At 39.6% G+C, this 9,582-nt stretch carries 10 protein-coding genes and 1 other annotated feature; of the genes, 8 read left to right on the forward strand and 2 right to left on the reverse strand.

Annotation, left to right across the window (positions count from 1 at the left end):
- Positions 1–198 precede the first annotated feature (198 nt).
- Positions 199–876, reverse strand: coding sequence for a DUF1129 family protein (locus AC0KTX_RS12740; protein WP_474252545.1), 678 nt, complete (start codon positions 874–876; stop codon positions 199–201).
- A complete protein-coding gene (locus AC0KTX_RS12745) occupies positions 854–1,204 on the reverse strand; it encodes a PadR family transcriptional regulator (protein WP_474252546.1) in 351 nt (116 codons plus the stop codon). Before AC0KTX_RS12745 ends, AC0KTX_RS12740 begins: the two co-directional genes overlap by 23 nt.
- A gap of 304 nt (positions 1,205–1,508) precedes the next feature.
- Here AC0KTX_RS12745 and AC0KTX_RS12750 point away from each other — a divergent pair, with 304 nt between their 5' ends.
- The 8 genes from AC0KTX_RS12750 (at position 1,509) to AC0KTX_RS12785 (ending at position 9,548) form a co-directional block, all read left to right on the forward strand.
- Positions 1,509–1,907, forward strand: a complete 399-nt coding sequence (locus AC0KTX_RS12750; protein WP_474252547.1) for a GntR family transcriptional regulator — start codon at positions 1,509–1,511, stop codon at positions 1,905–1,907.
- A complete protein-coding gene (locus AC0KTX_RS12755) occupies positions 1,891–2,769 on the forward strand; it encodes an ABC transporter ATP-binding protein (RefSeq protein WP_474252548.1) in 879 nt (292 codons plus the stop codon). Before AC0KTX_RS12750 ends, AC0KTX_RS12755 begins: the two co-directional genes overlap by 17 nt.
- Positions 2,763–3,695, forward strand: a complete 933-nt coding sequence (locus AC0KTX_RS12760) for a hypothetical protein (RefSeq protein ID WP_474252549.1) — start codon at positions 2,763–2,765, stop codon at positions 3,693–3,695. The genes AC0KTX_RS12755 and AC0KTX_RS12760 overlap by 7 nt, the downstream gene beginning before the upstream one ends.
- A gap of 169 nt (positions 3,696–3,864) precedes the next feature.
- Positions 3,865–5,016, forward strand: coding sequence for a diglucosyl diacylglycerol synthase (locus AC0KTX_RS12765; RefSeq protein WP_474252550.1), 1,152 nt, complete (start codon positions 3,865–3,867; stop codon positions 5,014–5,016).
- Between the two features lie 97 nt (positions 5,017–5,113).
- Positions 5,114–5,333, forward strand: a binding site (T-box leader).
- Between the two features lie 62 nt (positions 5,334–5,395).
- On the forward strand, positions 5,396–7,810 hold the full coding sequence (leuS, locus tag AC0KTX_RS12770; protein ID WP_474252551.1) for a leucine--tRNA ligase: 2,415 nt from the start codon (positions 5,396–5,398) through the stop codon (positions 7,808–7,810).
- Between the two features lie 65 nt (positions 7,811–7,875).
- A complete protein-coding gene (locus AC0KTX_RS12775; protein WP_474252552.1) occupies positions 7,876–8,199 on the forward strand; it encodes a rhodanese-like domain-containing protein in 324 nt (107 codons plus the stop codon).
- 92 nt (positions 8,200–8,291) lie between these two features.
- The gene (locus tag AC0KTX_RS12780) at positions 8,292–8,543 is read left to right on the forward strand and encodes a transposase (RefSeq protein ID WP_474252553.1); all 252 of its coding nucleotides are present in this window, start codon (positions 8,292–8,294) and stop codon (positions 8,541–8,543) included.
- Positions 8,544–8,621: 78 nt separating this feature from the next.
- Positions 8,622–9,548, forward strand: coding sequence for an ISL3 family transposase (locus AC0KTX_RS12785; protein WP_474252554.1), 927 nt, complete (start codon positions 8,622–8,624; stop codon positions 9,546–9,548).
- Positions 9,549–9,582 lie beyond the last annotated feature (34 nt).

The raw sequence follows: 9,582 nt of genomic DNA on the forward strand, positions 1-9,582 counted from the left end.
TTTGGATATTCAAAAAGTGTGGAAAGAGGGTAAAAAAACCCTCTTCCATGCTTTTAGCTACTATAGAAAAATCATCATTAACATTTTTTCATAAACTCATTCATAGTTGTTTGGAAACGGATATCCTTCAAGCCCGGTACAATGCTCTCTTTCGTTGACATTCCCGGTTCGGTTCTAATTCCATGAGCTTTTGTCTGATTATTTCAGTCCGAATTTTTTATTCATTTGTTCTGAGCTAAACCAAACAATCACTCCAATCAACAGGACAATGTAGCCATTCATTGAAAATTGTGCGCCGAAGGAAGGAATCAACTTCGGGATGAAAATGATGCAAACACCGATGACAAAAAACAGGAAAAATAGAAACAAAAGATCTTTCAAATAATTGCTTGATTCTGTAAAGGCAGATCGCTTTAACCAAGATAAAACTACATAAATGCCGAAAAATATGAAGCAAACTTGAATGAAAAAACTTACAATGGCTGTACCGATATAAAACGTCGGCTCAACGCCGGTAGACAAATGTTTTAAAATAATGGCGAGCCCGGCTATGGTGATGGAAATTCCCGCTAAATTCATGATGAGAAAACCGGTGAAAGTGAAGTAGCTTGAACGTCTTTCATTCGGCAATTGGCGAATGAGCTCGTCGCAATAAGCTTTCAGATCGTCGCCAAATACTTCCTTGGCTGTTTTGCCATTGTTTTGCGCTTCTAAAAGATGATCCAACAATTCCAGTAAAATTTCTTCTGCATGTTGTTCTGATAAGAAAAAATGTGTTCGGACATAGGATAACATTTGGCTATAATATTTTTCGTTCTCTTTTGTTAAGAGGCTTCTTTTTTCATTATTCAATTTAATCAGATCTTTCGTGTGCATCCCAATCTCCTCCAGATAAGATGTCATCAACGGGTTTTTTTAAATTTTCCCATTCTTGTCGAAACTGCCGAAGCGCATTTTTGCCTTCATCAGTTAAATGGTAATATTTACGTTTTGGACCAGCAGGCGATTCCCGCATTTCCCCTTCAATTAGGTTGAATTTTTGCAGCCGCAATAAAATTGGATAAATGGAGCCCTCACTAATATCGTGCAAGCCAAATTGCTTGAGATTTTCCGACAATTCATATCCATATACATCCCTCTTTTCGATGACTGCTAAAATACAACCTTCCAGCACTCCTTTTAATAACTGACTGCGCAGCGACATCCTATCAAACCCCTTGCTATCTTGTATAACAAGATACTAACGAAAAATAACATCTATCTTGTTATGCAAGATAGATTCATCATCATTGTAACCCCTTTTTTTTGAAAAAGCAAGAAAATGTTTAAATTTAATGTTCCTTTTTTTAATTTTTCACTTGTATTCAAAAATTCCTTTTTTAATCCTCCATAAAGGCGTTTTAACAAAGAATTTTGCAAAGGATTGCATCTTTTTTGTATTATGTGTACTATATTGTATAGTACACATAATACAAAAAAGTTCTTGTTGAAAGAAAGAAGGGAGCTTGATGATCGAAATTGACCCGAGAAGCACGATGCCGATATATGAGCAGATCATGCAAAAATTGAAAGAACTATGTATCAAAGGCGTGTTAAAACCTGGTGATAAACTGCCCTCTGTAAGAGAAATGGCTACCATGATCATAGCGAATCCCAATACGGTTTCCAAAGCTTATAAAGAGCTGGAAAGGGAAGGCGTGATTGAAACGCTCAGAGGGCGAGGGACATTTGTATCGGAAACGGTGCAGCACACGTTGGATGAAGGGAAGATGAAAATGATTAAAGAGGCGCTGCGGCAAATCATGATCGACGCATTTTATGCCGGAATTAGTTTAGAACAAATGTATCAATGGATGGAAGACATGAAACAAGAATTTGGAAGTGATGACGATGCTTTTCATAAATAATGTTTCAAAGTCATTTGGCAGCGAAAAAGTGCTCGAGCATCTGCAGCTTGAGTTGAGAAAAGGGGAAATTTTCGGCTTGCTGGGCAGAAACGGTTCAGGAAAGACAACCGTTTTACGATTGATCCAGCAAATTCTTTTGCCGGATGAAGGAGAAATTGTGTTCGAAGACAAACCGATTCATCTTCATCCGGAAGTAAAACAGAAAATTCTATATGTCCCTGTCAGGCAACCTTTTTATGATCCATTTAATTATAAACAAATTGTCAGAATGCTCAAAAGCATTTATCCGAATTTTGATGTCACCTATGCGAACGAATTGATCAATCGCTATCATTTGCCGGAAAATAAGCCGTTTCGCGATTTTTCAACAGGGATGAAAAAACAGTTTTCGATCATCCTCGCTTTTGCAGCCCGGCCTTCCGTCATCTTGCTTGATGAACCGACAGACGGAATCGATGCGGTAACTAGACATGACATTTTGCAGCTGATGGTGGAAGAAACGGCTGAAAGGGAAACAACTATGTTGATTACGTCGCACCGTCTGGAGGACATTGAACGGATTTGCAATCGAATCGGCATGCTTCAAAACAATACGATCAGTGATGTAATGGACTTGGACGAAATGAAAGGCATGTATTCAAAAATTCAAGCTGTTTTTGAAGACGATGTTATATTAAAAATAAGGGAAAAAGGAATTCCCATTTTAGATCATGCTGGTGTCTTCTATACAATGGTTTTGCGGAAAGATGACCAAGAAAAACGAACGTTTTTAAAAAATTTAAAGCCGAAAGTTTGGCATGAATTGCCTGTTAATCTGGAAGAAGTATTTATCGCAAAATTTGGGGGGAATCGAAGATGGTAGCGAAAGGTTTCGTGCAAAAAGAATGGCTGCAAAACAAAAGCGGCTTTTGGGCGGTTTTGATTCTTCTTTCCATTTATACTCCGGCAAGCCTCTTCATTAAATACCTATCAAAAGGGGATCAACCGTTTGTTTTTTACACGGATACGTTCGGAATTGCACCATTTCTTGTTTTTATCTTGGCAGTCAGCCAAATGGGCATGGAGCGCGGGAAAGGCATTGTCGATTTTACATTAAGCCTTCCGTACAAGCGGGGAGCCATTTATTTTATAAAATGGAGCATGGGTGTTTTGGCTATTTTGCTATCAATCAGCCTTAATTTCATGATCACTCTTATCCTTCTCGATACTACTCATGCCGAGCATGGTCCATTAGTGGGCTGGTATGGATTAATGCTTATCTCTTTGGTGATGTTATATACTTTAACATTCGCCGCTGGCGCTTTGACAGGAACGGCGCTGGCTCAGACGGTGGTTGCCATCAGCGCAGCAATTTTGCCGCTGCTGGTTATTGGAGTAACATTGGCCAATATTTCGATATTTTTTCAAAGCTTTTATTTCGATTATGTAAATTTGGAATGGATTTTCTACATTACACCGGTGACATATGCAGGCTTTTTTTTTGATGAACCTTATGGAAATATTTTTTACCCGTTGTTCATGACGGTCATCTTTTATTTCATCGGATATTTTTCTTATATTAAACATCCGAACGAGCGGACAGGATCGTTCTTTTTGTGGAAGCAATTAGAAATTCCGATTCACATACTCGTCATATTAATCGGCATCCTGTCGTTCAGTGTATTCGGCTATATCATTTCGGATGAAACAATTAGCGGTTATGTCATGGGAGCCGTTTTTGGAGCGGTGATCGCTTTTTTTATCAGCTACATGCTGATTTTCAAAAGCGCCAAAAATCGGTTGAAATGAAGGAAATATGTTTTTTGAGGCCAATGATGAAACATAAATTTAATAAAAAAATAAAGGATTTTTAAAAATGTTCTCCTAAAATTATAAAAGGAAATATACATTTAAAATGAAACCATCTTTGTTTTTGTTCGTTTTAATTGTTGAGCTGCTTTAAATTGAGGTGAAGAAAATGTTAAAAGATCCAAAGATTTTAATTTTAACGGCTCATTACGGAAACGGCCATATACAAGTTGCCAAAACGTTGGAGCAGTCTTTGCGCAAAATGGGAATCGACAAAGTGACAGTTTCTGATTTGATCAGCGAGTCCCATCCAATCATGGCGGAAATTACTAGATACTTATATTTGAAGAGTTTCTCCATCGGAAAACAATTTTATCGTTTATTCTATTATAGTGTTGACAAAATGTCTAATAAACGCATTATGAATTTATATGTAAAACTTGGCCACCGCAGGCTGCAAGAGCTTGTGCGAACGATGAATCCCGATATTATCATTAATACTTTTCCAATTACCGTCGTTCCCGAATACCGGACTCGCACAGGTTTATTCATTCCTACCTTTAATGTATTGACAGATTTTTGCCTTCATCGGGTTTGGATTCATAAAAATATAGATAAATATTATGTTTCATGCGAAGATTTAAAGCGTAAGCTCGTTCAGCATAACATCCCCCCGTATCTGGTCAAGGTAACGGGTATTCCTATTCGCCCCCATTTTGAAGAAACCATTGAAACGTCCACATTATATGCAAAATACGGATTGGATCCTAAAAAGAAAATTTTGCTGATCGCTGCAGGGGCGCATGGTGTTTTAAAAAATGTCAAAGATTTATGTGAATCTTTTTTTGTGCGGGATGACATGCAAATAGCCGTTGTATGCGGAAATAATCAATCTTTGAAAGCAGAGCTTGAACCGCTTCAGCATAGGCATCCAGACAGAATTAAAATTTTCGGGTATGTAGAAAGAATTGATGAGCTGTTCCGAATTTGTTCTTGCATGATTACAAAACCTGGTGGAATCACATTAAGCGAAGCGGCCGCTTTGCAAGTTCCTCTTATTTTGTATAAACCGGTTCCGGGTCAGGAAAAAGAGAATGCAGAGTTGTTTTCCTCAAAAGGTGCAGCCATCGTGATCAACAAACTTGAACAAGTTCGGGATACCGTCAATGATTTATTCAACCATCCGGAAAAAATGGATGAGATGAAAGAGAATTTAAAACTGCTTCACCAACCAAACGCAGCGGAATCAATTTTACAAGATATTTTAAATGAAGCAGAAATCATGCTTTCATCGGTTTATCAAGGTTCTGTCAATTATTAAACATTTCTTGGCGAGAAAGATTCATAAGCAAAATCCAAATTTTTCGACATTGACTTGCATGACATTAGAAAATTCATTAAAATAACAGTATGAAAAAGCAACAACGATGAAAAGGATTAGTAGTGAATAAATGCGTTCAGAGAATTGGCGCATGGTGCAGGTCAATCGTTGTTTATTCATGAAACCCTTTAAGTTACGGGTATGAAATACTTTTTCAGCAGATTCGTGCCCGACGTGCTTCCGCATTTGTGAGCAGAATGAGCGCAATGTTGCGCTAATTTGGGTGGTGCTGCGGGATATTGTCTCTCGTCCCTTCGTCGTTGGGATGGGAGATTTTTTATTATACGTCTCTTGTCCATAAAGAAAAGGAGGATCTAGCATGAGCTACAACCATCGCGAAATCGAGAAAAAGTGGCAAAAATATTGGCTCGAGAACAAAACCTTTAAAACTGAAGATGATTCCGATAAACCGAAGTTTTATGCTTTGGATATGTTTCCATATCCGTCAGGCGCCGGACTTCATGTCGGCCATCCGGAAGGCTATACGGCAACGGATATTTTAGCTCGTATGAAACGGATGCAAGGCTATAACGTGCTCCATCCGATGGGATGGGACGCATTCGGCCTTCCGGCTGAGCAATATGCGCTCGATACAGGCAACGATCCGGCTGAATTCACGAAGAAAAATATTGATAATTTCCGCAGACAGATCCAATCCCTCGGTTTTTCCTATGATTGGGATCGGGAAGTCAACACGACAGATCCAGAATATTATAAATGGACTCAATGGATCTTTTTAAAGCTTTACGAAAAAGGGCTTGCATATATCGATGAAGTGCCTGTCAACTGGTGTCCTGCTCTGGGAACCGTTTTGGCGAATGAAGAGGTGATTGACGGAAAAAGCGAGAGAGGGGGGCACCCTGTTATTCGCCGCCCAATGAAACAATGGGTATTAAAAATTACCGAATATGCAGACAGGCTGCTGGAAGATTTGGAAGAGCTTGATTGGCCGGAAAGCATTAAAGAAATGCAGCGGAATTGGATCGGCCGGTCGGAAGGAGCAGAAATTCATTTTGCAGTAGATGGAACTGATAAAACATTTACTGTTTTCACTACTCGCCCTGATACACTTTTCGGCGCCACTTATGCAGTGTTGGCACCAGAGCATCCGCTTGTAAAGGAAATTACAACTGATGAGCAAAAAGAAGCCGTTGAAGCCTATTTAGATCAAATTAAAAGCAAAAGCGATTTGGAAAGAACAGATTTGGCGAAGGAAAAAACAGGAGTGTTCACGGGAGCTTTTGCCGTCAATCCTGTCAGCGGCGAAAAATTGCCGATTTGGATTGCCGATTACGTATTAATGAGCTACGGAACAGGAGCCATCATGGCTGTTCCAGCCCACGATGATAGGGACTATGAATTCGCCAAAAAATTTGATTTGCCAATCAAAGAAGTCGTAGCGGGAGGAAACATTGAGCAAGAAGCTTACACTGGAGACGGCGAGCATGTCAATTCCGGCTTTTTAAACGGAATGAAAAAAGAAGAAGCTATTGATACGATGATCAAATGGCTGGAAACGAATCAAAAAGGAAAAAGAAAAGTAACCTACAGGCTCCGCGACTGGTTGTTCAGCCGCCAACGTTATTGGGGAGAACCGATACCGATTATCCACTGGGAGGACGGAACCATTACGCCTGTCCCGGAAGAGGAGCTGCCGCTAATGCTGCCGGAAACAGATGAAATCAAACCTTCGGGTACAGGTGAATCGCCTTTAGCCAACATTCAAGATTGGGTGAATGTCGTCGATCCGAAAACAGGGAAAAAAGGACGTCGTGAAACGAACACGATGCCGCAATGGGCTGGAAGCTGTTGGTATTATTTGCGCTACATCGATCCGCGCAATCCGGACAAATTAGCTGATCCTGAAAAACTCAAAAAGTGGCTGCCTGTTGATATTTATATTGGCGGTGCCGAACACGCCGTTTTGCACTTGTTATATGCTCGATTCTGGCATAAATTTTTATATGATATCGGGGTGGTTCCGACAAAAGAACCGTTCCAAAAATTGTTTAACCAGGGAATGATTCTCGGCGAAAACCATGAAAAGATGAGCAAATCAAAAGGAAACGTCGTCAATCCGGATGAAATTGTAGAAAGCCATGGAGCAGACACTCTTCGTTTATACGAAATGTTCATGGGACCGCTTGATGCATCAATCGCTTGGTCGACGAAAGGGCTTGACGGAGCCCGCCGCTTCCTAGATCGTGTATGGCGTTTATTTGTAACGGAAGACGGCAAACTGAATCCCAACATTGTCGATAAACCGTCTAAAGAGCTTGAACGGATTTATCACCAAACAGTGAAAAAAGTGACGGAGGATTATGAGAATCTGCATTTTAACACGGCCATTTCCCAATTGATGGTCTTCATTAATGAAGCCTATAAAGCCAAATCTCTTCCAAAAGAATATATGGAAGGATTTGTGAAGCTTTTATCGCCAGTTGCTCCGCATATTTGCGAAGAGCTATGGGAAAAGCTTGGCCATCATGGAACAATTGCCTATGAATCTTGGCCAGCATGGGATGAAGCAAAACTTGTCGAAGACGAAGTGGAAATTGTCATTCAGATCAACGGGAAAGTCCGGGCAAAACTGCTTGTGCCGAATGATGCGTCAAAAGAACAAATGGAAAAAATCGCCATGGATGACACAAAAGTAAAAGAACAGCTTGAGGGCAAAACCATTCGCAAAGTGATAGCTGTTCCTGGCAAGCTTGTCAACATTGTCGCAAATTAACTTCGTCCCGTTGTAGAAAGAGTAATCTCTTTTTTGCAATGGAAACAAGATGAAAAAAGGCAGGGATGAATTCGATGAAAGAAATAACACCCGAAGAGTTAAAAACAAAGCTTGAAAACGGTGAAAAACTTGAACTCATTGATGTCCGCGAGGAAGAAGAAGTGGAAGAAGGCATGATTCCGCAAGCAAAGCATATACCGATGGGAGAGATTCCCGACCGTATCGACGAACTTGATAAAGAGAAGGAATATATTTTCATCTGCCGTTCGGGCAGACGGAGCGAAAATGTTTGCCTCTATTTGCAGGAACTCGGCTACAATGTATGCAATATGATCGGTGGAATGCTGGAATGGACGGGGGAAACGAAACCGAAAAGCCAAATAAAATGATCGAGAAGGGGCTGCCTCATAATGATATGCTCTCCTTAAGGTAGACAGATTAAAATATAAAAAATCTGTTTTACCTTAGGGGGAGTTTTTCTATGTATAAGCAATATACTACAGAGTTCAAACTTGAAGTTTTACTTGCATATGAAAACCGAGAATGTACTATTCAAGAGCTTTGTAAAAGGTATCAAATTACTAGATATTCTTTGAGGCAATGGATAAATGAATTTGAGGAATTTGGAATAGTGGTATTATGTCAAGAAAATAGACACGTAAAATCGGGCTCTATACTAAATGTGGTGGTCATGCTTATCATCTCAAGGGCTCAGATAATCCACAAAAAATGATAAAAAAATAACACCTTCTTCTCTCTCTTTGATAATCTAAAGTTGCGACACAAAAGATACCAAAGGGAGAGAAGATAGGTGCTTACTCATTCTATCATAAACTTATTAGGGATTAAAGATAAGCATGTAGAGATTTTTGATTCAGGGGAAGAACAAGGCGTATTTTGGTTTGAACTACATACACGTGTGAAAATGCAGAAATGTCCGCAGTGTAAAAGCCGTACAAAACGCATCCATAGCTATCGAATGCAAAAAATACAGAGTTCATCAGTGGCGGGAAAAAGAGTGTACTTACATGTGAAGAAGCGAAGATATCGTTGTACAACATGTGGTCATACTTTTTATGAAAAGCTTTCGTTTGTAGATCGATATCAACGTCACACGCTCATGCTGGCTCAGGAGGCATTATGTTTAAGTGCAGAAATGTCCTTTACACATGCTGGGATGCTAGCTGGGGTGAGTACAAACCGACTATTAAGAATGTTCGATGCACGATCCATTCCTGTTAAAAAGGTACTTCCGCGTGCGATTGCCATTGATGAATTTAAGGGTGATGCAGGAGGGGAAAAATATCAAACGATTATTGTCGATGTAGAAAATCGAGAAGTTTTGGATGTTCTGCCAGACCGACGTGTAAAAACGATTGAAACCTATTTAAAACAATGTGATACAGGGAATGTACAGATCGTGGTGATGGATTTATCCAAGTCATTTAAGAAAGCTGTTCAAAGACAATTAGGGAATCCTCTTATTATTGCGGATCGATTTCACTTTATGAGACAAGCTTATTGGGCATTTGATCAAGTAAGACGAGAAGTGCAACATAAATTATATAAAGAACAACGTATTCGAGTGAAAAGAAATAAAGAGCTTTTATGGAAATCCCCGTTTAAGCTTAATCCAAAAGAGAAAGAGAGAGTAGAAGAACTCTTGGCACTTGATTCGGACTTGAGAGAAGCCTATGGATTTAAGTCAATATTTTGGACACCAATAAGTGAAATTTAATTTTGATCTCATGCCATATTTTTCATGACATCGC

This window comes from Aeribacillus sp. JST-2, from assembly GCF_056032925.1.